The organism is uncultured Nostoc sp. (assembly GCF_964245445.1).
GTDB lineage: Bacteria > Cyanobacteriota > Cyanobacteriia > Cyanobacteriales > Nostocaceae > Nostoc.
The window spans coordinates 1-25,418 of record NZ_CAXTNE010000058.1 but is presented as its reverse complement, the minus strand read 5'-3'; the positions used below and the strand labels follow the sequence as shown (position 1 = coordinate 25,418).

The 25,418-nt window shown below is 40.6% G+C and carries 18 protein-coding genes and 2 pseudogenes; 5 read left to right on the top strand and 15 right to left on the bottom strand.

Features of this window, described 5'->3' with window-relative positions; genetic code table 11:
* Positions 1–45: 45 nt before the first annotated feature.
* Genes ACFE90_RS12815 through ACFE90_RS12800 form a run of 4 tightly spaced genes read right to left on the bottom strand, consistent with a single transcriptional unit; the run spans position 46 to position 9,266 of the window.
* Positions 46–1,575 carry a glycosyltransferase gene (locus ACFE90_RS12815; RefSeq protein ID WP_375501009.1) on the bottom strand — a complete coding sequence of 510 codons (1,530 nt, stop codon included), beginning with the start codon at positions 1,573–1,575 and terminating at the stop codon, positions 46–48.
* A 10-nt stretch (positions 1,576–1,585) separates the two neighbouring features.
* Positions 1,586–1,828 carry a hypothetical protein gene (locus tag ACFE90_RS12810; RefSeq protein WP_375501007.1) on the bottom strand — a complete coding sequence of 81 codons (243 nt, stop codon included), beginning with the start codon at positions 1,826–1,828 and terminating at the stop codon, positions 1,586–1,588.
* A 23-nt stretch (positions 1,829–1,851) separates the two neighbouring features.
* Entirely contained in the window at positions 1,852–5,112 is a 3,261-nt protein-coding gene (locus ACFE90_RS12805; protein ID WP_375501005.1) for an amino acid adenylation domain-containing protein, read from the bottom strand.
* A gap of 8 nt (positions 5,113–5,120) precedes the next feature.
* Complete coding sequence (locus ACFE90_RS12800; protein WP_375501003.1) at positions 5,121–9,266, bottom strand: amino acid adenylation domain-containing protein; 4,146 nt, start codon at positions 9,264–9,266, stop codon at positions 5,121–5,123.
* A gap of 556 nt (positions 9,267–9,822) precedes the next feature.
* On the opposite strand from ACFE90_RS12800, the gene glgX reads away from it, so the two are divergent.
* Both glgX and ACFE90_RS12790 read left to right on the top strand, forming a co-directional pair.
* Complete coding sequence (gene glgX, locus ACFE90_RS12795) at positions 9,823–11,949, top strand: glycogen debranching protein GlgX (protein WP_375501001.1); 2,127 nt, start codon at positions 9,823–9,825, stop codon at positions 11,947–11,949.
* 581 nt (positions 11,950–12,530) lie between these two features.
* Entirely contained in the window at positions 12,531–13,490 is a 960-nt protein-coding gene (locus ACFE90_RS12790) for a M48 family peptidase (RefSeq protein WP_375500999.1), read from the top strand.
* A gap of 4 nt (positions 13,491–13,494) precedes the next feature.
* Here the strand turns inward: ACFE90_RS12790 and ACFE90_RS12785 are convergent.
* The 5 genes and pseudogenes from ACFE90_RS12785 to ACFE90_RS12765 all read right to left on the bottom strand — a co-directional run.
* Positions 13,495–13,886 (bottom strand): annotated as a pseudogene (locus ACFE90_RS12785) (HAD family hydrolase); the annotation flags it as partial.
* A 134-nt stretch (positions 13,887–14,020) separates the two neighbouring features.
* Positions 14,021–14,839 carry an SDR family NAD(P)-dependent oxidoreductase gene (locus tag ACFE90_RS12780; protein WP_375500997.1) on the bottom strand — a complete coding sequence of 273 codons (819 nt, stop codon included), beginning with the start codon at positions 14,837–14,839 and terminating at the stop codon, positions 14,021–14,023.
* Positions 14,840–14,974: 135 nt separating this feature from the next.
* A complete protein-coding gene (locus ACFE90_RS12775) occupies positions 14,975–15,214 on the bottom strand; it encodes a hypothetical protein (RefSeq protein WP_375500995.1) in 240 nt (79 codons plus the stop codon).
* Between the two features lie 197 nt (positions 15,215–15,411).
* Positions 15,412–16,350, bottom strand: a complete 939-nt coding sequence (locus ACFE90_RS12770) for an alpha/beta hydrolase (protein WP_375500993.1) — start codon at positions 16,348–16,350, stop codon at positions 15,412–15,414.
* Between the two features lie 67 nt (positions 16,351–16,417).
* Positions 16,418–16,642, bottom strand: a pseudogene (locus ACFE90_RS12765) (DUF4383 domain-containing protein); the annotation flags it as partial.
* Between the two features lie 641 nt (positions 16,643–17,283).
* On the opposite strand from ACFE90_RS12765, the gene ACFE90_RS12760 reads away from it, so the two are divergent.
* Positions 17,284–17,985: a DUF547 domain-containing protein gene (locus ACFE90_RS12760; protein WP_375500991.1), complete on the top strand. Its 702-nt coding sequence runs from the start codon at positions 17,284–17,286 to the stop codon at positions 17,983–17,985.
* Here the strand turns inward: ACFE90_RS12760 and ACFE90_RS12755 are convergent.
* Both ACFE90_RS12755 and ACFE90_RS12750 read right to left on the bottom strand, forming a co-directional pair.
* Positions 17,970–18,725: a TIGR04283 family arsenosugar biosynthesis glycosyltransferase gene (locus tag ACFE90_RS12755; RefSeq protein WP_375500989.1), complete on the bottom strand. Its 756-nt coding sequence runs from the start codon at positions 18,723–18,725 to the stop codon at positions 17,970–17,972. The genes ACFE90_RS12760 and ACFE90_RS12755 overlap by 16 nt on opposite strands.
* A 32-nt stretch (positions 18,726–18,757) precedes the next feature.
* Entirely contained in the window at positions 18,758–19,753 is a 996-nt protein-coding gene (locus tag ACFE90_RS12750; protein WP_375501017.1) for an acyltransferase family protein, read from the bottom strand.
* 257 nt (positions 19,754–20,010) lie between these two features.
* On the opposite strand from ACFE90_RS12750, the gene ACFE90_RS12745 reads away from it, so the two are divergent.
* On the top strand, positions 20,011–20,136 hold the full coding sequence (locus tag ACFE90_RS12745; protein ID WP_375500987.1) for a hypothetical protein: 126 nt from the start codon (positions 20,011–20,013) through the stop codon (positions 20,134–20,136).
* Here the strand turns inward: ACFE90_RS12745 and ACFE90_RS12740 are convergent.
* Positions 20,133–20,594 carry a rhodanese-like domain-containing protein gene (locus ACFE90_RS12740; RefSeq protein WP_375500985.1) on the bottom strand — a complete coding sequence of 154 codons (462 nt, stop codon included), beginning with the start codon at positions 20,592–20,594 and terminating at the stop codon, positions 20,133–20,135. The two genes, ACFE90_RS12745 and ACFE90_RS12740, sit on opposite strands and share 4 nt — an antisense overlap.
* Before the next feature lie 315 nt (positions 20,595–20,909).
* Between ACFE90_RS12740 and ACFE90_RS12735 the strand changes: the two genes are divergently transcribed.
* Entirely contained in the window at positions 20,910–21,281 is a 372-nt protein-coding gene (locus ACFE90_RS12735) for a hypothetical protein (RefSeq protein ID WP_375500983.1), read from the top strand.
* 75 nt (positions 21,282–21,356) lie between these two features.
* Here ACFE90_RS12735 and ACFE90_RS12730 read toward each other — a convergent pair whose 3' ends face one another.
* From ACFE90_RS12730 to gap, 3 genes are all read right to left on the bottom strand, one after another.
* Complete coding sequence (locus ACFE90_RS12730; RefSeq protein WP_375500981.1) at positions 21,357–22,361, bottom strand: transaldolase; 1,005 nt, start codon at positions 22,359–22,361, stop codon at positions 21,357–21,359.
* Between the two features lie 148 nt (positions 22,362–22,509).
* Positions 22,510–23,940: a pyruvate kinase gene (gene pyk, locus ACFE90_RS12725; RefSeq protein ID WP_375501015.1), complete on the bottom strand. Its 1,431-nt coding sequence runs from the start codon at positions 23,938–23,940 to the stop codon at positions 22,510–22,512.
* 267 nt (positions 23,941–24,207) lie between these two features.
* The gene (gene gap, locus ACFE90_RS12720; RefSeq protein WP_375500979.1) at positions 24,208–25,251 is read right to left on the bottom strand and encodes a type I glyceraldehyde-3-phosphate dehydrogenase; all 1,044 of its coding nucleotides are present in this window, start codon (positions 25,249–25,251) and stop codon (positions 24,208–24,210) included.
* Positions 25,252–25,418: the final 167 nt, after the last annotated feature.

The window sequence follows — 25,418 nt, the reverse complement described above, 5'->3', positions numbered from 1 at the left end:
CTTCCCTGTAAGAACTTCCGCCTTGACCCCAGTTTTGCACTTTATTTAATCCGCATTCCTTAGTACCTTTTGATTAGATCCAAAGTAAAGGTCGCCCAATTCTTCCAAAAAAACATTGGTCTGCGATTCTGGATTACGGAAGTAGGGATGGATGGGAAGGAGTTCAGCACGAGGGCGGGTTTCCGGTGAAGACAGAATTTGCTCAAGCGAAGACAGGTAGTTTTCAGCAGTAGATTCCCAAGTGTAAGTTTTCAGCACCCGTTGCTGACCAGCTTGGGCAAAATACTCCCACTCCTGAGCATCACATAGCAACCGTTCCAAGCCGCGTGCAATATCAGCAGGATCTTCTGGGTCAATGAGTACGCCATATTCCTTATTTCCCTGTCGCAAGCTCTCGCTGGGGCCACCGTTCTTGGTTGCTACCACTGGCAAACCTGCAACTGCCGCTTCTAAGGGAGCAAGCCCAAAAGGTTCGTAGAGTGCAGTCAGCGCAAATACTGAGCGGCGTTTAACGAAAAACCGATAGGCTGCTGCTAGTGACTCTTGAGACTGATCTGACAAGCCAAAAGCACTCACCTTGCCCCACAAGTCGTTTTCTTTGACCACTTCTCGAATGGGAGCTAATACCTCTTCAGCCATGCCATCACTAGTTTCCTCTCGTAAAGGATCATCCAGCCCCCCTGTAAGTACCACCAAGTTAGCTCGTTCCTGAAGTGTTGGACTGATTGCGAAGGCTTGCACTAGCCCCAATATGTTTTTTTTAAGCTCTAATCGACTGGATGCTACAATAACGGGCAAATCTCGACGGGCTTCTGCAATGTCCCGTACCAATCGCTCCTGAATGAACCCTTCGGTAGCCTCCTCATTTTCGGAACGTGCCTTTGCACCGAAAATCGAGAAATCTGCTCCCGGTGGAATCACTGCAAAGCGGTTGTCGTTGTCTACATCCACTGCACCACTATAGACTCGATGCGAATACTGTTCAAAGCGTTCTTGTCGTGTACTGGTGATATTAACCGCCGAGCGATTCATGCTCAGGCGTTCGGCTAAGATGCGATATCTGAAATTAAATTGCTCGTCTATTTCTGTGAGATTTTCTGGGGTGGCTTCCAGTTTGTCTATCTTTTGAGCGCCGAGAGAATGAGCAGTAAAGGTAAAAGGTATGCCTGTCTCCTCTTCAATTAGAACGCCACACAGCCCTCCATCAGCGTAGTGAGCAGTCATAGCATCGGGTAAACCACCTTCCTGTTGATAAAATTTCAAGATGTTGGGTATCCAATCAGCGACCAGATGAGGCCATAACAACTCTTTAGAGAAAAATTCTTTTGGCCCAGCTGGTAAGCGGATAATGCGGACGTTATCGAGCTCTGGATAAGTGTCAATCGCTTCGGCAAACTCTGGCCACTCCGGGTCAATAATTTGACGGGTGATAATATCAACTTTATGACCCATTTGAGCTATGGCTATGGCGACTTGCTTAACGTAGATTAGCTGACCCCCAAAATCTGGGTGTTTCGTGATGTGGCTATTGCCTGAATCAAAATTGCCTTGAGGGTTGAGAAATCCAATATGCATAGCCCACTTCCTAATACAGGTTGATTTCTACCAGAGGTTTTTGCATGAAGATGGCAGCATAAGAGCTTAGTGAGCTTGTTAAAAACTCCCAAGGCTGAAAAATGCAGGCAGTGAGGCTGTAGATAAATACCATCAACAAGTAAGTCAAAGGGTTTTTATTAATTCCCTTTAGCTTAAACCCAGCCAGTTCGCGCATTTTCCTAATGTTTAAGTTAATCGCTATTGCGGCTGGCGCACATATATCGGATGACATAAATGGTAGGGTGATGTTTCTTTTTAAAATTCAACGTCTTCTCGCTCTTGTCCCGTAGTTTCAGTTTTATCTGCACCTTTTGTTGCCCAAAACATTGTATCAATGCACTTAGCGAGTTGTTCAATAGTTGGTGTTTCAAATAAATTGCGTACAGTTACATCTATTTGAAAGGTATCTCGGATTCTGGAAATTAACTGAGTCGCTAGTAGAGAATGACCGCCCAATTCAAAGAAATTATCATGAATACTTATTTGCTCTTTTGCCAGGACTTTAGCCCAAATTTCTCCAAGTAACTCTTCAACTTGCGATCGCGGTGCCACATAATCATATCTATCGAAAGTTACTATATCTGTTCTAGGTAAAGCACGACGGTCTACTTTGCCATTTGGTGTTAATGGTATTGATTCCATTACCACATAGGCTGTTGGCACCATGTATTCTGGTAACTTCTCTTTCAAATATTTACGTAGCAAAAATGCCAAATTTGATATTTCTATTACATTAAGAACAATATAAGCTATCAAATATTTATTATCAGGTATGTCCTCATGAGCAATGACTACTGTTTCTTTCACAGATGGATGTTCATTCAACACGGCTTCAATCTCTGATAATTCAATGCGAAAGCCACGAATTTTTACTTGATTGTCAATGCGACCTAAAAATTCAATATTACCATCTGGTAAATAGCAGGCTAAATCACCTGTTTTATAAAGTCGTCTTTTTGAATTATTACTAAAATGATTTGTAATAAAGTGTTCAGTAGTTAATTCCGTGTGATTGAGATATTCTCGTGCCAAACCATCACCACCAATATATACTTCGCCAATAACACCAATGGGCAAAGGTTGTAAATGGGTATCTAATATATAAATCTGTGTATTACTGATCGGGCAACCAATGGGAATGAATATAGCTGCTTCTGCTAATCCTTGGATATGATAATAAGATGAAAACGTTGTATTTTCCGTAGGCCCATAAACATGAATTAAATGTTTTGGTATACCATGTTTGAAAATCTTTTTAACCCACCTTATATTAACAGCTTCACCACCAAATAGTAAATATCGCAATGAAGCAAAAGCTTGTGGAGCATCTCTGACAATCTGTTGAAATAAAGCTGTTGTCAAAAACAAGACACTAATTTCTTTTTGTTGTAGCTGTAATGCGAATTCATGAGGCGAAAGGATTACATCTTTGCTAACACCTACAAGTTGAGCGCCGTTAAGTAGCGCTCCCCAAATCTCGAATGTTGCTGCATCAAAAGAAGTGTTTGAGGCTTGGGCTATTTTATCTAATGGTGACAACTTTATATAGTTTGTATTGCACACTAGCCGATTTACAGCTTTGTGAGTTATAGCTACTCCTTTGGGTTTACCTGTAGAGCCAGAAGTGTAAATAACATAAGCTAAATTGTTAGATGTAACGCTACTTTTAAGGTTATTTTTGTTTTCTTGAGTAATAATTTCCCAGTCTTTATCTATGCAAACAATTGGATTCAAGAAACATTCAAAATACTTGAGCAAGTTTTCTTGTGTTAGCAATACTGAAACCTCTGCATCTTCCAGCATAAACTTTAGGCGTTCTTGAGGATAGCTGGAATCTAAAGGAAGATATGCTCCTCCTGCTTTCATGATGCTTAATAAGCCAACTATCATTTCTATAGACTGTGAAATGCAAATACCTACTAGCTTTTCTGAACCTACCCCGATTTTTTGTAAGTATTGTGCTAGTTTATTGCTGCGTATATTCAACTCTTGATAAGTGAGTTGCTCGTTACCAAAGATTACTGCTATAGAATTAGGATGATGCTGTACCTGTTCTTCAAACAATTGATGGATACACTTATCATAAGGATAATCTGTTTTAGTGTTATTCCACTCCACTAATACCTGATGTAGCTCCACTTCACTTAAAAGCGGTAAATTTGTAATACGCTGTTCTGGATTGGCAATAATGCTTGACAACAGAGTTTTAAAATGTTCTAGCATCCGCCTAATAGTAGCTTTCTCAAATACATCTTTGTTATAAACTATTACGCCACGAAGTCCTTCAGAGTACTCCCAGTTTGCACCCCATAAGCTCCTAAAATCATCAGAACACTTCCATAAGTGTAGTTCCAAATCAAAGCGCGTTTTTTTTAAATCAATATTCATAAAGCTAGGCACTAATCCAGGCAGTTCTAGTGCCGACATTGGCGCATTCTGCAAACTAAACACGACTTGAAATAACGGATGATAGCTCAAGTTTCGCTCTGGATGTAGTTCTTCAACTAGCTTGTCAAATGGCAAATCTTGCTGGCTATAAGCTCCTAGTGTTACCTCTCGCACTCTGGCTAAAACTTCTCGAAAAGTCGGGTTTCCAGATAAATTACTGCGTAGTACTAAACTATTGACAAAAAAGCCAATTAGAGCTTCAATTTCGCTACGATTACGGTTAGCAATTGGCGAACCTACTGCAATATCTTCTTGATCTGTGTAGCGGTAGAGCAAAGTTTTAAATGCAGCTAACAGCATCATAAAAAAGGTTACTCCTTCTTGCTGCGAAAGCTTTTCTAATGCATCAGTTAGCTTTTTTGGTAACTCAAAAAATTGTGTTGCTCCTTCATAGCTTTGTATAGCTGGTCTTGGTTTGTCAGTAGGCAAATGCAGCATAGAAATACCATTTAATTGCTGCTGCCAATAAGTTAATTGCGTTTGCAGTACTTCTCCTTGTAGCCACTCACGTTGCCAGTGGGCAAAGTCGGCGTATTGAAGAGGCAGTTCTAATAAAGGGGAAGGCTGGTTTTGTGCAAAAGCTGTGTACAGCGTTCCCAGTTCCCGAATCAGCACCCCAATAGACCAATCGTCGCAGATAATGTGGTGCATATTCAGTAACAGAATATGTTCTGTCTTGGAAAGCACAAGCAACTTCACTCGCAGCAATGGCCCGGAGGATAAATCGAAGGGATGTTCTATCTCTGCGTTAATAATGCTGTTTATTTCAACCTCCCTTTCATAATCTGGCAGTAGCTGGAGGTCTAATACAAAAATAGGTATTGTTAAGCTGGGTGCAATCGCCTGTAGAGGTTGCCCATCCAACACTATAAATGTAGTGCGTAAGCTTTCATGGCGACGCACAATTTCGTTAAAAGTCTGCTCCAGTGCCGTTAAGTTAAGTGAACCTGTTAAGCGAATTACTGTCGGTACATTATAAATAGTATTGTCAGGGATCAACTGGTCGAGGAACCATAACCGTTGTTGGGCAAAAGATACTGGAAAGACAAAAACCTCTTCAGAAGACATATTGATCCTTATTTTAAAGTTTGTGCTTTCTCAATACTGGCTCTTAACTGCGCGGCGAGAACCTGAATATGGGGTTTTCTCAGCATGGTTAGGTGATTGCCAGGAATATGATGAATTTCCGTTCCTCCCACAGCTAGCTGATCCCAACCCATACTCGGCTCTTCCTCGGCAATGTTTAACTGAACTTTTGTTCTGAAAAGATTAATTCGCTTAGGGTAGACTTGGGGAACGTAGTTGAGAACTGCTTGGCTATTGGCGTAAAAAACACGAAACATAGGGACAATTGCTGACTCACTTAAAAGCCTTCGCTGAGATTCATCAGATACAAGGTTGACCGTGGCATCCTCCTTTTGGATGAAATGCGAGAACAGATTTCTTTTGAGCGATCGCATCAGCGACTTCCAAAACGAGTATCGCGTCAACTTTTGAAAATTAGGAAATCGAGAAGTTAAATTGTTAATCCGATTTTTACTAGGAGCAGTAATTAGATACAAATAATCGAGGAAAAAGGGCCACATATATGGCACTACTGTAGTAAAAATAAACTTTAAAGCATTACTCAAAGAAGGTAGATTGCTCTTAATTGGTGCTACAGTATCAAGCACAGCAAGTACAGCTACTTCTTCCCCAGAATTTTGGAGTTGTTGAGCCATCTCAAAAGCAACCCATCCTCCGAAAGACCAACCTCCTATAAAATAAGGGCCTTTCGGTTGTACTGAGCGCAATGCTTCAATGTAGTGGGTAGCCATATCCTCAATGCGATTTAGTGGAGTTTCCCCATCAATTCCAATAGGTTGTAGTCCATAAAATGGTTTATTTTTCCCCAATTGATGAGCTAATTCATAATAAGGAAAAACAACACCGAAGATTGGATGGACGCAGAAGAAAGGTGGATTTGAGCCATTTGGTTGAATCGTAACCAAAGGAGACCACGCTAAAGAATCCTTTTTGGAATATAGAGAAATTGCTAAACTTTCAATTGTTTGATTTAAAAACAGGTTAGATAAGGGTAAATCACGCTCAAACTGTTTATTTATCTCGTCTAATAAACGTATAGCCAGCAGCGAATTCCCACCCAAATCGAAAAAGTTGTCATGAATTCCTACATTCTCAACGTTAAGTACTTCAGCCCAGATTTTTGCCAAGGTTGATTCAGTTGGAGTACGAGGAGCAATAAAGGCTTTATCCATTGAGCAGCTCTGACTCTCAAATGCTTTTAGCGCATAACGATCCACTTTGCCATTAGCCGTTAACGGCAGAAAATCCAGAATTACAAAAGCTTTTGGTATCATGTATTCTGGTAATTTTTCTTTTAGGAATTCACGTAGTTGAATAATTATTTGCTCCTGAGTTGAGTTAGTAACAATGTAAGCTACTAAATGTTTGTTGTCATATAGATTACCTTGAGCAATTACAATTGCTTTCTCTACATTATTGTGCTGACTTAAAACTGTTTCAATCTCTGACAACTCAATGCGGAAGCCGCGAATTTTTACTTGATTATCGATACGTTCTAAAAATTCGATATTACCGTCTAGTCGATATCGGGCTAAATCACCAGTTTTGTAAAGCCTTACTCCTTTTTTACCATTAAAAGGGTTGGGAATAAACTTTTTGGTAGTTAATTCGGGGCAGTTAACATAGCCTCGTGCTAGTCCATCACCAGCAATATATAATTCGCCTAAAATTCCAATTGGTACAGGTTGTAAATGCTTATCTAATATATAAATTTCAGTGTTAGCAATTGGGCGACCAATAGGCGGTTTTTCACTCACAGATTTAATTTCGGCAACAGTTGACCAAACGGTTGCTTCAGTAGGTCCGTAAGCGTTAAAGAACCTACGGCTAGGACTCCACCAACGTTTTATTATATCCTCAGAACATGATTCGCCTGCACAAATAATAGTTTGCAATGCAGGTAATGATTCTGTAGGTAGAACTGCTAAAAGCGCAGGTGTCAGGGTAACGTGAGTAATAGCTTTTTCGCGTAATAGTTGAAGCAAAGCTTTTCCAGGTAGAAGGCATTCTTTATTTGTTAAATAAAGGGTTGCTCCTATTCGCAATGCCATTACAATCTCAAAAATTGAGGCATCAAAACTCAATGATGCAAATTGCAGAATGCGGTTACTCGGTTGTAAGTTAAAAACTTCAATCTGATCTGCTGCCAAATTAGACAGTCCTCGGTGTTCGATTAAAACGCCTTTTGGCTGCCCTGTTGAGCCAGAGGTATAGATAACATAAGCTAAGTTTTCAAGTCTTACGCAACTGTTTGGGTTTTCTCGGCTATGCTGTGTAATAGTTGTCCAATCTTGATCTATACAAATAATTTGATTCGAGAATCCTGTAAAATGCTGAAGTAATTTTTCTTGTGTCAGTAATATTGAAACTTGTGCATCTTGCAACATGAAGTTAAGACGCTCTTGAGGATAGCTGGGATCTAAAGGAAGGTATGCGCCTCCAGCTTTGAGGATACCTAATAGCCCGATTATCATTTCAGGCGTTCGCTCCACACAAATGCCAACTAAAGTTTCAGTTTCTACACCTCTTTTTTTGAGATAATGTGCAAGTTGATTGCTGCGTATATTTAACTCTTTGTAGCTAAGTTGTTGATTACCAAATACGAGTGCGATCGCATCAGGACTTTGTTCCACTTGTGCTTCAAACAACTGATGAAAACACTTACTATTTGGGTATGTTTTCTTAGTGTCATTCCAATCAATTAATAATTGCTGTCGTTCTCCTTCAGTAAGCAAAGCTAAATCTGAAACACGCTGTTTTGGATTGGCAACAATACTTTCTAAGAGTATTTGGAAATGTCCCAGCATTCGCGTAATGGTGCTTTGATCAAATAAATCGGTGCTATATACCACTTGTCCTTTGAGAGTTTCCAAGTCTCGCCACAGATGGAACTCTAAATCAAGCTTTGCAATTTTGCTGTCGAAGTCTAATAATGAAAGCTTTAACCCAGGTAACTCTAGTGCTTCGATGGGAGTATTTTGCAGGCTAAATACGACCTGAAATAACGGATGACGGCTCAAATCTCGCTCTGGGTGAAGTTCCTCCACCAGCTTTTCAAAGGGCAAATCCTGATGGGCATAAGCTCCCAAAGTTACCTCTCGCACTCGATTTAATAATTCTCGAAATGTCGGGTTCCCTGATAAATCGCTACGTAACACAAAACTATTGACAAAAAACCCAATTAACCCCTCTAGTTCGCTACGGTTGCGATTAGCGATCGCTGAACCTACTACAATATCCTCTTGCTGCGTGTAGCGATAGAGCAAAGTTTGAAATGCTGCAAGCATTGTCATGAATAAGGTTACATCTTCTTGATAGCTAAGTGCCTCTAGCGCTTGAGTTAAGGAGTGTGGTAGTTCTAAAAATTGTTTTGCACCCCTGTAGGTTGGAACTGCTGGTCTTACTCGGTCGGTAGGGAGATTCAGCACCGAAATTCCATCTAATTGCTTTCGCCAATAAGCTAACTGCGTTTGTAAAGGCGAACAGCCGTTTTCCCCTACTGCTTGCAGCCACTCCCGTTGCCATTGGGCGAAATCTGCATACTGAATGGGTAATTCTGGCAGAAGCGTAGACATCAGACATCGGTTATCTTCTACAAAAGCTTTATATAATACCCCCAGTTCTCTAATTAACACCCCAATTGACCAGCCATCGGCAACAATGTGATGTAGATTTAGCAGCAGCACATATTCTGCTTCATCTAGTTTTAACAGCTTCACTCGCAGCAATGGCCCGGTAGTGAGATTGAAAGGATGTTGAGCCTCTGCGGTTGCAATTCGCCGTACTTGTGTCTCACGTTCTTGATCGAAATTGCGTATATCTATTAGGGGAAGAGGTATGGTTAAGCTGGGTGCGATTACCTGCACTGGTTGCTGCTCTACCATCACAAACGTAGTACGTAAGGTTTCGTGGCGACGAACAATTTCGTTGAATGTCTGCTTTAAGGCGGTAAAGTTGAGGGAACCTTTTAGGCAAAGTGCTGTTGACACATTGTAAAATGGATTGCCTGATGCTAATTGGTCGAGAAACCACAATCGCTGCTGGGCGAAAGAAGTGGAGAAAACAAAAACCTCTATTTCTTCAGAAAAATTCAGTTCTTCATCAGCTGTGAGGCTACTGAAAATATACTGGCTCATAACAATATCTTTGTTAAAAAAAGAGTACGAAGACAGAGGGCTGATGTACTAAAATTATTTCTTTTACAATGATCGTGCATTCGCTAAAAGCAACCCATGTTTGACATCTTATCACTGTAGATCATGCCTGCTACTATATATAAATGCTACAACAATAAGTCAATAAAAAAATTTGTAGGATAGTTTCATAAAAGATGTTTTAAGTAAATACACATGCTGGTATAAATAAATTTATTCACTTTGGTAGATATAGATATTTGCTATTTTTTGTAGGCTAATGAGGCTGAAAAAATTTGTAAATAAACTTGTTAGTAGATTTATGAGTTTAGAAGTAACAAGGACGAACCCAATATTTTCATTTAATAATATCTAATTTTTATTATTGCCTTAAAATGACATAGGTTTTTTTATCGATTTTTAAAATTTTAAGGACAAAATAGTAATATTTAGTTAATTCAAATTTATTAGCCTGAACCTTGAAATTAACTTATAAAAATTACTATTAAACACATCTTCTTTGTTACTAACATTAAAATTAGCTTTTGGTATTTCACTTATGTATATAGCTGTATGGCCTGGAAATGTATATCCTTTGGGTGCTACTTGGGATGGGAAAGGCACCAACTTTGCTTTGTTTTCCGAAAATGCAACAGGTGTAGAACTTTGTTTATTTGATGCTGATAATCATGAAATTCGCTTGTCTTTAACAGAAAAAAATAATTTTGTTTGGCACGCTTATCTACCAGGAGTAGGGCCTGGACAACGCTATGGGTTTAGAGTCCATGGCCCTTGGGCCCCAGAACATGGTCATCGATTTAACCCTAATAAACTACTAATTGATCCCTATGCTAAGGCAATTGATGGGGAAATTAGCGATAATCCAGCTAATTTTGGCTACTCTTTAGATTCACCAGAACAAGACCTAGCTTTTTCTGATTTAGATAATGCCGAAATTATGCCGAAGTGTATTGTTGTCGATCAGTCTTTTGATTGGGGAGACGACAAACTACTTTCTATACCGTGGCACGAAACTATTATTTATGAAACTCACGTTAAAGGCTTTACTAAGTTACACCCAGAAATTCCAGAAGAATTACGTGGTACTTATGCAGGTCTAGCGCATCCAGCCGCAATTCAATATCTCCAACAACTAGGAATCACATCTGTGGAATTGATGCCTGTGCATCACTTTTTATCCTCTCCAGGATTTCTGGTGGATAAAGGACTCAAAAATTATTGGGGTTACGATTCCATTAATTATTTGACACCCTACTCCGGTTACAGTGCTAGTGGCTCACTCGGACAACAAGTCACCGAGTTTAAACAGATGGTCAAGGATTTACACTCTGCTGGCATTGAAGTAATTTTAGATGTAGTTTATAACCACACTGGCGAAGGCAATCATTTAGGGCCAACATTGTCACTGCGAGGCATCGATAATGCCGTATACTATCGCTTGGTTAAAGATAATTCCCGTTACAACATGGACTTCACAGGCTGCGGCAACTCTCTGAATGTGCGTCATGCCCAAGTTTTGAAGTTAATCATGGATAGCCTGCGCTATTGGGTAACAGAAATGCATGTTGATGGCTTTCGCTTTGACTTAGCTTCGGCATTAGCGCGAGAACTATATGAAGTAGATAATCTCGCAGCTTTTTTTGATATTATTCATCAAGATCCAGTTCTGGCAGATGTGAAGCTGATTGCTGAACCTTGGGATTTGGGAGAAGGCGGTTATCAAGTTGGCAATTTTCCTTTACGTTGGTCTGAATGGAATGGCAGATATCGTGATACTGTCCGGGATTTTTGGCGTGGTGAGGATGATAGCCTCGGACAATTTGCTTATTGTTTTACTGGCAGCCCTGATCTTTACCAAGCAAACGGGCGTAATCCCAGTGCCAGTATTAATTTCATCACTGCTCATGATGGCTTCACGCTCAATGATTTGGTCAGCTACAACGAAAAGCATAATCAGGCTAACGGCGAAGATAGCCGGGATGGGGAAAGCCATAACCGCTCTTGGAATTGCGGTGTAGAAGGAGAAACCGATGACCCAGACATGATCCGCTTACGGGAACGTCAGCGACGCAACTTTTTAGCAACTCTAATGCTGTCTCAAGGCATACCCATGCTACTAGCAGGAGATGAAATTGGTTGCACTCAGAGGGGTAACAACAATGCCTACTGCCAAGATAATGAAATTTCCTGGCGTGATTGGAGTTTACAAAAGTCTAATTCCGAACTACTAGATTTTAGCCGCGAACTCATTTATTTTCGTCATCAGCATCCAGTGTTTCGACGGCGTAAGTGGTTTCAAGGCCGTGCTATTCACGGTTTTGGGATCAGTGATATTGGTTGGTTTAATGACGATGGCAGCGAAATGACTGAAAAGCAGTGGCTAGTTAGTTATGCCAAAGCTATGGAAATTTTCTTGAATGGCGAGGGCATTGTTACTCCTGGTCCCCGTGGTGAACGGATTATTGATGAGAGCTTTCTGTTATTTTTTAATGCTCACTACGAAACGATTGAGTTTGCTTTACCCAATGTTTTCCAGGACAGGGAATGGGAAATAGTTATTGACACCAACGAAGCTCGTTTCCTTAGCCCAGGAAAATTGATTATGGGTGAGCAAACTGTGCCAGTTACAGATCGTTCTATTATGGTGTTACGTCGTCTTGCTTAGTAGCACAAAAATATCAAGTGTTATAGCGGTTCTCTGTTGGGTGCAATAAATATATCGCAGTCTTAAATAATTCGTAAACTTCTTTCCTTGTTTTCTTGGCGGCTTCTCTGCGAGACGCTTTGCGAAGGCGGCTTTTCTACGAGAGGCTACGCGTTGGCGGAAGTCTCTCGCAGAGAAGGCGGTTCGATAATTTTTATAACTCAAATAGGATTTCTATAGTAGTTCGATTTGATTCGTGAAAAATATAGATAAGGGAACGAGCCGCAAAGGACGCAAAGGGAAGAAAGAAGAAAGAGATATATAATTTTCACAAATGATTTAGGACTACTATATGCAGCATTTTGCAAGTAACTGAGAGTACAAAATGCAGGAATTAAAATCAGCCATAAACAGTTTCTGACTCCTGCCTCCTGCTTCTGATACTGGAGGGAGTTTACTTCAATAAACCTATATTTGACCTATTGAAAGAAAAGTTTCTGGCTATTGCTTCCACATAAGTATGAGCGCTAACAGTTTATAAGCCTAATGATTGGTTTTTGTAGTAAGTTTTTATCCGAAAATCCGAAATAATAACATAACAAATGAATATTAATAATATCCGATTAAAAAATATTAAAACACAACAGAATATTATTTTGCAATCGATTTTTAACTTAGTATCTAATTCTACTCTAAAATCTGCACAGACTCAACAAATAACACAAACTTTAGTAAAAATAGTAACAGCCATTGAAGAAATATGTTTTAACAAGCAAGCAACACCAGCAAACCTAAGTCGTTCATCGCGGCAAATCTACTCTTGGATGAAGTTCTTAACGGACGAAGTTAACCTGCAACTTCACCTGGAAAGTACTTGTCGTATGCAGCAAATTGCTAAAAAAATGTTAATAAAACATGGACAAGAGTCAGTAAAACTAATGATTGAATTCACTAGTTTTGCACTTTTATACAAGGGTAAAAGGTCTGGTGATGCTGCTCATATTATTGTTAATGAGGGGTTCATTAATGCGTCAGAAGAAGTAATGACAGCATTAGTGGAATCTGCTCTTTTTGGGAGAAATCAAGATAATACGCGACTAATTAGGTCGTTTGCCAGTTCTGAAGAATACAGTAATGTACTGCTAGAGCTTGATTTAATTGCGGAAGTAATTGCAGAAAACCCACAAAGTAAGTTTTATAACCTAAATGAGTTATTTGACAAACTAAACCGTGAATATTTTGCTGCAACTCTTGCCAAACCGCGTCTTGCATGGAGCCAAATTCATACTTACCGGAAGTTTGGGCACTATGAGCCAGCTAGAGATCGGGTGGTGATCAGCTTAACCCTTGACAATGATAGTGTACCTGAATTTGTGAGTGAGTTTGTCTTGTATCACGAATTGCTACACAAGTACCACGGCATAAATTGGGTTCAGGACAGAAGAATGGTTCACACAAGAGAGTTTCGTATCAGTGAAAGCCAGTTCAAACTGTACAAAGAAGCATCAACATGGCTGGAAAAGTTGGCAACTGACCAAAGCAATAAACGGCGGCATTTTTAAATGATTATTTGCTCGTCATTGCTTTGCTTGCTAGAGGTGAGGTGTCATAATGTGTTAACAAGTCAGCAGGCTCGTTGTAAATGGCGATCGCATTTTTAATTGACTATCATCAAAACCACCGCAACGAAACGCAATCACGCCAACACCAGCTTTATTTGCAGACTCAATATCGTAGCGAGTATCGCCCAGCATCACTACTTCAGATGGCTGCATCTTCAACTGACTCAAAGCCGCTTCCACAATATCTGGAGCAGGTTTGGAAGCTTCGGCATCGCTAGATGTTACCGCCTCATCCTGACTGAGTAAATCATCAATTTGTGCAGCTTTAAGCAACACTGACAGTTCTTGACTCGTTGCTGAACTAGCGATGATTAAACGCAACCCTTCATCCTGCATTTATGTATGGGTTTGAAACAAGGACGCATTATTTTTCTCTACGAGACGCCAAAAGCGAACGCGCCTTGTGTCTCGAAATAAATATTTTCCCCCTGTCCCCTGCTCCCCTGCCTCTTCGATCGCTGTAAATGTGACTAACTTCGTTCTTCCATACCGAAGAGACGCCGAAAAGCTGACTGCATCAAATTAGGAGACAAGTGATAAATTGCTTTCCAAAAGTTTGTTGTGCCTACCATGACATCAGAACGCTGATTCTTTACTGCTTCCCAAATTGATTTTGCTACATCTTCAGGCTTTTCTAGTACAGGAGCTTGAATTGCTTTACCTACCAACTCAGAACGCGCTTGAGCCGTTTCTTCGTCCTTACCGCGAAACATTGCTCGTTCCATCAGTTGAGTACTGATAAAACTAGGATAAATTCCGCTAACGTGAATGCCTTTAGGTGATAACTCTGCGTGTAGCGATTTTGTCAATCCAGTTATGGCGTACTTAGTGGTTGTGTAGGGAATGTGATAAGGAATCGGTTCTATACCACCAATAGAACTGACATTAACAATGGTTCCTTTGCGACGTTCTAAAAAATGGGGCAGGATGGCATTAATAGTATGGATGTAGCCCCACAAATTAGTATCAATTATCTGATGCCAATCATCTAAGCTAAAATCCTCGACGGGCCCTAAGCAAAAGATACCTGCATTATTAATTAATACGTCTATGTGACCAAAATGATCTATTGCTTTTTGGATCAGGTTGTTTACCTGTAAAGGATCTTTCACATCACAAGAAATAGCGATCGCTTCTCGTCCAAGTTCCCGTATCTGTGCGGCAGTAGCTTCTAAACGGTCAAGTTGACGAGCTGCCAACACAAGATCATAATTGTGACGGGCAAATAATAATGCTGTAGCTTTGCCAATTCCTTGAGATGCCCCTGTAATAATTACTGTATTTGTCATAATGTCAGTTGCTTTTTCTTGTGCGTCTAAGAGGTTGCTTTAAAAATGGTACTTGAGGTATCCAAAACTTTAAATCCTCCTTTTTAAAGAGGACTTTGAGAAGCTTATATTCATCCGATTAATCAACAACGCCAATTATTGCTGCGTTCTAATTTCCTTAAGTAACGCCTCATCAGAGTATTCTTCTTCCCATTTACCCTGTAACTTTAGCCGTACAGACTGTGCGCCGCCACTAGGAGTACAGACAACCCAATAAGTATCTGATTCTCCTTTGACCTCAGCTGCATCTTGAGCTTTTGAGGTATTAGAAAGTCCTGAAAATGCTTGAATACAAGTCCATATAATTCCATCTGAATCTTTAATTTCTCTTTCCATATCTATTCTTTAAATAAGTAGGTAGGCGTGGAAAAAACAATATATAGGAATCGTACTTGATTTTTGAAATTATCTACGTGGGTGGGAAGTGGGGAGTAGGAGTAGGGAATAAGGAATTAGGCTTTTCGATCTATACCGAGCTTTTTCAGAAATCAAATATTAGTCCTATATGTAAAGCAATGTTAATTGTTTTGATGTCACAGATGAAACGCTTTATCCGATGCTGATTGAGTAAACCACTCCATAGCTCTTTCGGCGATCGCAGTAGGAACTGTGTGGAATCCGTTAAACTCACGGTATTCTAGGTCATAGCCTGCTTGTTTTAACTGCTGCACAATCCGGCGACTGCACCGTTCAATCGGTAACACTGTATCCGACTTTCCATGAGAGATGAATACACGCGGTTTCCCGGATTGGCTAGCAGGAGCCATGAATCCGGGTGAAAAAGCAATAATGTGGTTAAACAGGTCGCCATTGGTAATGCCAACCGAAAGGGCGTAGGAAGCACCATCAGAGAAACCAGCGATCGCTATCTGGTTCGGATCGATAGTGTAATGATTGAAAGTTTGTGCTAATGCCCGCTCGATAAAGGCAATATCAGGGCCATAGCCACCCCGAATAATGTCCCAAGTTTGTTGGCGTGAGTCTACTGCCAACAGAATTGTCCCAAAGCGAATTGCTAGATGATAAAGGATTTTTAGCGCACCCTCCGCATCGCCTCCTGCTCCATGCAATATCAACACCAGTGGAGCAGGCTGATCTGCTCGATAGGTTTCAGGTATATAGACAAAACCATCTCGCTTACCATCCAGCCCTAGTGGGTGTAAGCCGGTCATAGCGGTTGTTGTGGGGCGAGTTGGACGGGACAACAACTGTCCTTCAGTAGCTCTAGAATCAACTTGCTTTGAGCTTTCCATAACTAAAAAGTTCCGCTTTTGGCAATTGGATAGTTGAGAGGCAGCGAGTGGTAAAATTATCCCTGATAGCCCCAACTGGAGTAGTTGTCGTGTCCAGTAAGGAGGATTGTTGTTTTGTGATTGAACCTCAAGCATAGACAAGCCAATAATTGCTCGTCTCCGGCTCATGTGAGGGTCTTTTCCTTGACGCAGTTCTTGACTCAGTTGTTTTGCATCCATAAAGTTCAATTATTGCTTAATCAATCTTTATTGATAGATATATCAGCCATGCGCTAGAGGCTTTAGCGCGTACAAGGTTATGCAAAAAGTTGGTTGGAATTGCACCAAAGATATAACCAAAACCCGCAGAATAAGCGCTAGTAGATTCATCAAGTGGAATAAAAGATTCGTTCGTTCCTGGCAATGAAACTAAAGCTGGTATAAATCCAGCTAAACCTAAAAGTAAATAATAGATTCCGATAGCCAAAGCAAGGTAACGCTCTGTCATTTTTGCCGCATTGATATTTTCCATTGCAGTCAATCTTTTTGTAATTCCATTAGTTAATACTGAGATATCTAAGGTTGTAACCCAAAAAAAATCTTTTATAATCTATCAGAAGTTTCAGCGTTAAATTAAGCTTTGTACACCTAGGGTGAGAAATTAAGATATTAGCCCTGCTGGAATTTTGGACTGCATAATCGTAGTATTTTTTTGTATCAATAATTACATATAAGCTTAACTTAGACGAGTATTCATATATGCCTTCAAGTACTCCATAGTTAGAGGCAAAGGTTTGGTGATAGAGGTAGCTTTTATAAAAGCAGATAACAAAGTTCCTAGCCTCTAACTACTCTCTAGCTTAGAGGCTTTCTCATAATTGAAGAAGGATTTGAAATGAAGATGAATAAATTACGAACTTTGCTATTGCTGTCTTGATAAAAATACTAGTAACAGAAGAAAATAAGGTTACGCTCAAACAAACTTTTACTAAGGCAAGCCAAAAAAATTATCTAGACTTAATTTGCTATTAACTTTATAATGTATAGCAATCCTAAATCATTCGTGAAAGAGAAAATCACTGAGAAGCTTAAAAAACCTACTTTTAATCCCCCTATTTTCTCAGTTTGGATTGTTATAAGTAAAAAAACGGCTAATATATTAACACAGCGATAATGATTGATTTTGAACTCTGGGACAAGTTATTGCGTCAGTATGTTGATCAACAGGGTCGTGTAGACTATGTAGCTTGGAAAAAAGAGCAACCCCAAGCAATTGCAGATTGGTTATCTAGCGAAAAAAATCTGGCTTTTAAATCTAATAGCAACAATCTCGAACAATTGGCATTGTGGATTAATCTTTACAATGCCTTCACCATTTCAACAATTTTAGAGAGATACCCGATAGAATCGATTCGCCCGCGAATTTTAGGGATTCCCAACTGGCTAGCTTTTTTGTGGTTCTTCCAACGTCGCGCTTATTATATCTTTGGGGAAAGTTACAGTTTAGCTGAAATTGAGAACTTTATTCTGCGGGACAAATTGCAGGAGCCACAAATTCATTTTGCGATCGTCTGTGCTTCAGTTGGTTGTCCTTTACTACGTTCGGGAGCCTACTTTCCTGAGCAAGTCAGTCAGCAATTAGATGAAGATGCACGTCGTTTCATAAATAACCCTGAAAAAGTCCGTTATGACATCGAGAGCAAAACACTTTACTGTAATAAAATCTTGAAGTGGTATCGTCAGGATTTTTTAAAAGTTGCACCCTCCATTCCCGAATACATTCGCTCCTACTTGAAAACAGACTATCCTCTTAACGCCTCAACGCGGATATCCTATCTTCACTATGATTGGAGTTTAAATCAGCGAATATCTTGATAAAACTGTTTAAGATAATTTGCATTAACACCAATCCCCCACAAAAACCCAATGTAAAGGTAAATTCCAGTTGCTTTGAAGCTACCCCATTTGGCTACGCGACGATCTGAGGAATGAACAATACGATTTACCAGATAAATACGTCCTTTTTTAACTAATTTTAGACATAAATCTCCATCCTCCATAATCGGCAATGCCTCATCAAATCCGCCACAATCCCAAAAATCAATTCGACGACAGAACATTACTTGATCTCCAAACAACAGACGCAATCCTCGAAAAAATAGGTGAGGCTTAAATAATAGTGGTGCGTAGTAGGTTTTTAGATAATTATGTAAAGAGATACCCCAACGAGTTGTTTGAGATCCTGACATCAGAGAAATGAACCCCCCGCAAGCAACGGTAGGCTCTGCCAGCGTCTTATTGATGACGGAGATTAGATCATCTGGAACCCAAGTATCTGCATGAAGAAAGCAAATAATATCTCCAGTTGCTGCTGATGCTCCATAATTCATTTGAAGAGAACGCCCTGGCTGTTGAGATGAAAGAACTTGTACATTCAAAGTTTGATTAAATGACTCAAAAATTTGCTTTGCAACTGTCACCGTCTGATCTTGGCTGCCACCATCTACCACTATCACTTCGCAAGGAGGAGGATTAAGTAAAGTCAGTTGGCGCAATGTACGTCCTAAGTTAGTTGCTTCATTTAAAGTAGGAATGATAATAGAAACTTGAGACATACCGATTTAGTAGTTTTATCGTTATCTTTATTTTACTTGTTGATGTTGTTCGGCTTTAGTCCAAAGATAAATCGGACAATGTTGAAATGTTTTATAAATATTTCATACAAAGCATTTGTCACCAAAACGGTTCCTGTACTAATAATTAAAAATTTTGCAGCTATGCCTAAATTCCATTGCACTACATAAAAAGATATCCCTACTAAAACTGTCTGATGCAGCAAAAAAACTGGATAAGCCGCAAGGGTTGTATATTGCAGGATACTATTAGTAAATGATAGATATTTCTGACTTAGTCCAAGTATGGCAGTTACCCAACACCAAGAATTGAAGCCTCGCAACATTTGGTAAAGGATATATTCTCCAGAATAGCCGCGTACAGGAAGAACCTCAGTTACCTGTATTCCAAAGATAATAGACATGGTAACTATTGCCATAAACAACACGAGCTTTTGATATTGGGCAATTACTAGTTTAAATCCGGTATCAGAACACAGAATAAAGCCATAAACAAAATAAAAAAAGTACAGCAATAAATTTGCCCAGTCATCATAAAGATTTTGAAAACCAAACCATTTGGGGCGGAATGCACCTTCAATCATAGCCAATGGTAGAGCAGTTAAAAAGATGGCTCCTGGCTGTTTCATAAAAGGGGCAATAGTAGAATACCAGTGCTGACCAATCTGTTGCTTGAAGAATAATAACAGAGGGAGACTAACAAGAGATATTACAAATAGGTAGATCACAAACCATAGGTGCGCCCATTCAAAATTACCTTGAGGACGAATCCCGTTAAAAAACTGTGGGTAAAACTGGAAATAGGAACCGATATCTGCGTGATCTGTAAGAAGTTTGTAATAGACTTGAGGAGGAACTAAAACCAGCGTCCCAAATATGAAGGGGATCAATAGTCGCTTAAAGCGCTCATTCACATACTGCATCGGTGTTCGCAACTGAAGAGAAAACCAAGAGGCAGCACCGGAAATTAAAAAAAACAATGGCATGTGCCACTGATGAACAAAAAAGATAAATCATCCAAGGACAGGGCTTGGTAAGTCATTTTTAATATAAAAATCGCCTAATTCGCCTTGGTAAAAAACTGCGGCAGCATGAAAATAAATTAGCCATAGCACCGCCAATACTCTTAACCAATCGAGTTCGTAGTGTCTTTCTTGGTGATTATTTGTTATATCTAAATCACATTTTAAATTCATTTATTTGCCTTGGTTATAAAATACCAGGACACAACTTGGCAGAGCTGAAGCTACTATGGCACAATACCTAGATGCAGTTAGGTGTTTCTCCTAAAGATTTTTCTGTCGCACAGCAGCAAAAAGCTAGTATAGATCAAGATATCATGTTAAATATAAAAAATAGAGATTGTGGGAAAAACGGTAAAATTCAACTTTAATGCTCCAGAGCATGGTAACGAGTTTTCAGCAGTTTTCCCCAGATTGCATTGTAAGGATGTACAACCTGTGTAGGTTGGTCGTCTTTAAAAATGAGCCTTCCTTCATTTGCCCACTGAAAAATCCCACCGCTCAAGTTATAAATGCATTTCATCCCAACTTTATCAAGCTGCTGGGCTAATTTGGCGCTACGGTAGCCAATGGCGCAGTACACGACTATTGGTCTATCTTTTGAAACTGTCGAAAGTGCTGCTAAGTCAGGTATAAGAGCGTCTATCTGCGTTGCTGTTTCAATATGGCTCACTGCATATTCTATCTGACTCCGTGCATCTAGCACTAATGGCCGAGGCTTTGCAGAATCTAATAGCAATAGGGCTAATTCTTTGCTTGTAATTTCTTTAACATTAGGAAACTGCAATCTAATTAAGAGTTTTATAAAGTTAAATGTAAGTAATTGCACTTGTAAAAATACTTTTTCGTTTTTATAGATAGTTTTAAGTTTGATTGTATAACAAGTATGATTTGAAAGAATTTTCAGGTTCTAAATATTCACCTAGAGGTTTTACAATAGTTGTAACCATTGAGAAAAATTACATTTTCCTAGAAATCACTCTTTATTTACACAGTTTGCTTTAATTTACAATTAACCATAAGGCTGAATTTTAAATCCATGATTTCATCCCAAATTAAGTTTAAAAAAAGTGGATGAAGAATAATTTGCTGGCTTTAAGGTGTTTAATAAAGTTATTACCGAAAGTCTAGTAGAAGCAAAAACATGAAAGGTTTCAAGAAGTTATCTTCAATAGCGCTATTGCTATGTGCTTTTGTGTATCCGCCCTCATTAGCTCAAGCAAAGGATATTTCTTTAATTAATGCTCGCAATGAACAGAGCGCTACACCTGAGGCTAACCTAGTTGGAGATAAAACCGGAGAGCTTTTAATTGCTCAACGGCGGCCAGGACGATACCAAATTATTCGACGACGGCAGGAGTTTAGACAACGGCAGATTCTCCAACGACGACAGCCCAAACGATACCAAAATATCCGACAACGGCAGATTATCCGACGACGGCAGGAGTTGAGACAACGACAGGAGTTTAGACAACGGCAGCCTTACGGACGATACCAGATTTTCCGACGTCGTTAATAACGACGGCTGATGTAAGTAATGAATGGTTAGTGGTTGAACCACTAACCACTAACCACTAACTATCGTTACGTTCTAATGAGCTGCGACTACCTCTCCTTCAAGGCGAACTAGTCGCTCTGCTAAAAGTTTCTCAAGGTCTTCTAGTGCCTTGGTGAAACCTTTGATTCCCTCGTCTAGTTTGTCGGTCGCCATGCGGTCAGCAGCGTGCATCTTGTCGTATGTAGCTTTGTCAACGGATATCTTTTCAATTTCCAAGTTTGCTGCCTTAGCAGGGTCAAGTTTGCGTGGCAGTTCTCCAACTGTTGCTTGCAATTCAGCCAAAAGTGATGGCGAAATAGTTAGCAAATCACTACCTGCAAGTTCAGTAATTTCACCAAGGTTACGGAAGCTAGCTCCCATAACTTCGGTTTTATAGCCGAATTTTTTGTAGTAGTTGTAGATTTTGGTGACTGACAAAACTCCTGGATCTTCGGCTGCTGGGTAGCTATCGCGTCCGGTATCTTTTTTGTACCAGTCAAGAATCCGACCGACGAAGGGAGAAATTAGGGTAATACCGGCTTCTGCACAGGCGATCGCTTGGTGAAGACCAAACAACAAGGTAAGGTTACAGTGAATACCTTCTTTTTCGAGAATTTCCGCAGCGCGAATACCTTCCCAAGTACTGGCGATTTTAATTAAGACGCGATCGCGGCCAACTCCGGCGGCTTTATACTGGGCAATTAATTCCCGTGCCTTAGTTACGGTAGCTTCGGTATCGTAAGACAAACGAGCATCCACTTCTGTAGACACGCGACCGGGAATGATTTGCAAAATCTTTAATCCAAAGGCAACTGCCAAACGGTCAAAAGCCAGAGAAACTATCTGTGCTTGGGTGGCTCCGGCTCCAGCATCTTTCTTCGCCTGGAGTAAAGTATGATCAACAATTCCCTGATATCCTGACATTTGCGCCGCAGCAGTAATCAGCGAAGGATTGGTGGTAGCGTCTTGGGGTTTGAACTTTTCAATTGCCTGGATATCCCCTGTATCTGCGACCACAACAGTCATTTTCCGCAATTGTTCCAGTAAATTCTTAGACATAAAATACTCCGTAATGTTTGTTTAGGATTTACTTATTCCCCAGTTCTTTACACTCTTTACTCTTCCTTCAATTCTGATTCTGGCAATTTTTCTTAATCATTGCCCAATTTTGCTTACTATCTTCAGCCACAGCCCTATTCTAAGTGCCTTATGCAGAAATTGGCTGTCCAATCGAATGCACTTTGATTAAGCTAGTTGTTCCTGATTTACCAATTGGAACACCAGAGGTAATAACTACTTTATCGCCCTTATTGGCTAAACCCATGTCTACAACTGTGTTCACCACATTGGTAAACATCTCTTCGGCATTGTGGACTGGTGGGATCAGTAAAGCTTCCACACCCCAAGAAAGCGCTAGTTGGCGATAAGCGGTGATGTCAGGGGTAAGGGCAATAATGGGAGAAGTAGGGCGATATTTAGACACCATTCTCGCCGTACTTCCTGATGAAGTGTTACAGAGAATTGCTCGTGAGCCTGTTTCATAAGCGATGCGACACACGGACTCTGCCACAGATTCGGTAACGCTGAGACTGCCTGCTTCATGACACCAAGCATGTCTGCTACCCTCATCTAGAGCCTGTTCTGTCCGCACGGCGATGTTGTGCATCATCTCGACGGCGGCGATGGGATATTGCCCGACAGCTGTTTCACCAGAAAGCATTACTGCATCCGTACCATCTAAGATGGAGTTGGCAACATCGGTTGCTTCGGCGCGGGTGGGATCGGGGGCGCTAATCATCGACTCTAGCATTTGGGTGGCTGTAATCACCGGCTTGCCAGCACGATTGCAACGACGAATAATATCTTTTTGAATTAGGGGGACTTCGTGAATTGGTACTTCTACCCCTAAATCGCCACGAGCAATCATAATCGCGTCCGCAACCTTCAGAATTGAGTCAAAATTCTCTACTGCTTCTGCTCTTTCGATTTTGGCAATTAAGCGGATGGAAGCACCAGCAGCTTCAATCATGCGTTTGGCGGGTTCTAAGTCTTGTGGCGATCGCACGAAGGACACCGCTACCCAGTCTACACCCAACTGAATCCCAAAGCGCAGATCGAGCAAGTCTTTTTCGGTGATTGAACTAACAGGTAAAGGAGTTTGTGGTAGGTTTACTCCTTTGTGTGTAGAAATTAACCCGCCAATTTTTACTTGTGCGCGAATGTGATCGGCATCGCGATCGGTAACAATCAACTTGACGCGGCCATCATTAATCAAAATCGGTTCACCTGGTCGCACCATTGCGAACAAAGTCGGCAATGGTAAGGGTAGTTCGTCGATACTCTCACCCTTTTCTTGCAAAACAAAGGTGACTTCACTACCAGCTTCTAAATTTAACCCTTCTGGTGGTAAAGTTCCCAAACGAATCTTTGGGCCACACAAGTCTTGCATAATTGCGATCGGCTTTTGCTGCTCAGTACTAATTTGTCTGAGATAATGAGCAGTTTGGGCGTGGAATTCATAAGCCCCGTGGGAAAAATTCAGCCGTGCCACATTCATTCCAGCTTCTACCAAGCCGTGCAGCTTTTCGGGTGCAGATGTAGCCGGGCCAACAGTACAAATGATTTTGGTTCGACGCATAGGGATTAGGGGTTGAGGAGTAACCTGCAAATTTGGATGGTTTATACCAATTCGTAATTCGTAATTCGTAATTAAGAGAGTTCGCATCCAAATTCACATGTGCTTCATATCACTGGTTTGCTAAATAAAGATACTAAATGGCGTTTTGTTTTCAGCATATTTACCATTCAACCCAAATCCCAAAAGCCAAGGGTCAAGGGTCAAAATTTAATGACCAATGACCAATGACCAATGACAAATGACTAATGACTAATGACTAATGACCAATCAAACCACAGCAACTGTCGGTGCGAGTTTTTCCTTTTGTGATATAGACAACATCAGGTCAATCACGCGATTTGAATAGCCCCACTCGTTGTCATACCAGGCAATTACCTTAAAGAAGTTTGAGTTCAACTCAATCCCAGCACCCGCGTCGAAGATACTGGAATGGGTATCGCCTTGAAAATCTGTGGAAACTACTTCATCATCTGTGTAACCCAGGATACCCGCTAGATAACCTGCGGCAGCTTCCTTCATGGCAGCACAGATTTCCTTGTAACTGGTAGCTTTGGCTGTTTTGAAAGTTAAATCAACTACAGAGACATCGGGAGTCGGAACTCGTAATGCCATACCAGTCAGCCTACCCTTTAATTCTGGTAAAACCAACGCTACAGCTTTAGCTGCGCCTGTGGAAGAAGGAATAATATTCTGGCTTGCACCTCGACCACCCCGCCAGTCTTTCTTGCTGGGGCCGTCTACAGTTGGCTGAGTGGCAGTCATCGCATGGACTGTGGTCATTAACCCTTCAGTCAACCCAAAGTTGTCATTGATGACCTTAGCTATGGGAGCTAGACAGTTTGTAGTGCAGCTAGCATTGGAGACAATGATATCCTTGCTAGGGTCAAATAGGTGATGATTTACACCCATTAGCAGGGTAGGAACTCGATCTGGATCTTTGGTGGGAGCGGAAATTACTACTCGCTTTGCACCTGCCTTCAGGTGGTTTGCGGCTCCTTCGTAATCAGTGAAAAGCCCAGTAGCTTCCACGACATAATCTGCACCTAATTTTCCCCAAGGTAACTCTGCTGGGTTCCTCACCGACACGCAAGGAATGAAGTGCCCGTCTATGAGGATACCATCTTCCTTGGCTTCAACCTTGTGCTTTAATTTGCCGTGGGTTGAGTCGTACTTTAATAGGTAAGCGAGGTTATCTGGTGGTACTAGGTCGTTAATGCCTATAAACTCAATGTTGGGGTTATCGATGCCAGCGCGAAGCACAAGTCGCCCGATTCGACCGAAGCCATTGATACCAACCTTCAATTTAGTCAAGATTAAACCTACCCTTGTGGAAAGTTGAACAAAAGGAGAAAGTTAAAAGTCAAAATAGATTGCCTTTTACTCTTTACTTTATGATCCTGACAGTATCAGTCAGCTAAGGCATATTTACTTGGCATATTTTAAGGATTGGGCATGGGGCATTGGGGATTGGGGATTGG

What these genes read in the sequence shown, in the direction of transcription:
- ACFE90_RS12815 (WP_375501009.1), bottom strand. Translation starts at nt 1,575, where the DNA reads ATGCATATTGGATTTCTCAACCCTCAAGGCAATTTTGATTCAGGCAAT.
- ACFE90_RS12810 (WP_375501007.1), bottom strand. Translation starts at nt 1,828, where the DNA reads ATGTCATCCGATATATGTGCGCCAGCCGCAATAGCGATTAACTTAAAC.
- ACFE90_RS12805 (WP_375501005.1), bottom strand. Translation starts at nt 5,112, where the DNA reads ATGTCTTCTGAAGAGGTTTTTGTCTTTCCAGTATCTTTTGCCCAACAA.
- ACFE90_RS12800 (WP_375501003.1), bottom strand. Translation starts at nt 9,266, where the DNA reads ATGAGCCAGTATATTTTCAGTAGCCTCACAGCTGATGAAGAACTGAAT.
- glgX (WP_375501001.1), top strand. Translation starts at nt 9,823, where the DNA reads ATGTATATAGCTGTATGGCCTGGAAATGTATATCCTTTGGGTGCTACT.
- ACFE90_RS12790 (WP_375500999.1), top strand. Translation starts at nt 12,531, where the DNA reads ATGAATATTAATAATATCCGATTAAAAAATATTAAAACACAACAGAAT.
- ACFE90_RS12780 (WP_375500997.1), bottom strand. Translation starts at nt 14,839, where the DNA reads ATGACAAATACAGTAATTATTACAGGGGCATCTCAAGGAATTGGCAAA.
- ACFE90_RS12775 (WP_375500995.1), bottom strand. Translation starts at nt 15,214, where the DNA reads ATGGAAAGAGAAATTAAAGATTCAGATGGAATTATATGGACTTGTATT.
- ACFE90_RS12770 (WP_375500993.1), bottom strand. Translation starts at nt 16,350, where the DNA reads ATGGATGCAAAACAACTGAGTCAAGAACTGCGTCAAGGAAAAGACCCT.
- ACFE90_RS12760 (WP_375500991.1), top strand. Translation starts at nt 17,284, where the DNA reads ATGATTGATTTTGAACTCTGGGACAAGTTATTGCGTCAGTATGTTGAT.
- ACFE90_RS12755 (WP_375500989.1), bottom strand. Translation starts at nt 18,725, where the DNA reads ATGTCTCAAGTTTCTATTATCATTCCTACTTTAAATGAAGCAACTAAC.
- ACFE90_RS12745 (WP_375500987.1), top strand. Translation starts at nt 20,011, where the DNA reads ATGCAGTTAGGTGTTTCTCCTAAAGATTTTTCTGTCGCACAGCAGCAA.
- ACFE90_RS12735 (WP_375500983.1), top strand. Translation starts at nt 20,910, where the DNA reads ATGAAAGGTTTCAAGAAGTTATCTTCAATAGCGCTATTGCTATGTGCT.
- ACFE90_RS12730 (WP_375500981.1), bottom strand. Translation starts at nt 22,361, where the DNA reads ATGTCTAAGAATTTACTGGAACAATTGCGGAAAATGACTGTTGTGGTC.
- pyk (WP_375501015.1), bottom strand. Translation starts at nt 23,940, where the DNA reads ATGCGTCGAACCAAAATCATTTGTACTGTTGGCCCGGCTACATCTGCA.